The organism is Paraburkholderia sp. EG286B, from assembly GCF_040965655.1.
Taxonomy (GTDB): domain Bacteria; phylum Pseudomonadota; class Gammaproteobacteria; order Burkholderiales; family Burkholderiaceae; genus Paraburkholderia.
The window spans coordinates 1-409 of sequence record NZ_JBFRCF010000183.1; the positions used below are offsets into that span (position 1 = coordinate 1).

The 409-nt window shown below is 60.9% G+C and carries 1 protein-coding gene; it reads right to left on the reverse strand.

What is annotated here, in order from left to right; all coding sequences use genetic code 11:
* Positions 1-236, reverse strand: a 236-nt coding sequence (locus AB4Y42_RS44330; protein ID WP_368697910.1) for a recombinase family protein, incomplete at its 3' end; no start/stop codon positions are given.
* Positions 237-409: the final 173 nt, after the last annotated feature.

Here is a 409-nt window from a genome sequence, read left to right on the forward strand (position 1 = left end):
TACAGCCGATCGACCGTCCCGAGCGCGGCGGCGTCGCGCAGGCGCTCCAATTGCGGCCTGACCAGCGTTGCACCGCTCACCCCGGCATCGACGAAGCACATGTCCTCCACAATCTGCGCCCCGTCGGTCTGAATTCGGTCTTTCAATGCAGCGATCTGGCTGTCTATCGTGCCGCGTTTGCTTTGCTGCTCGGATGACACTCGCGCGTAAAGCGCGACCATGGCAACATTGCTCATCGTTTCCCTCGCTTCATCGCTTTCGCCGTTGCTGGCCTTGCATCCAATGCGCGCCTCGTGCTTCGGGCATCAATCGGACTGAGCTGGTCATAGGCCTTCTCCAGTTGTTCGCTGGAATAGCGGTTCGGCTCGAAAGCGAGACGCACTCGCCAGTGTTTGCGTCGTCCCCGTGT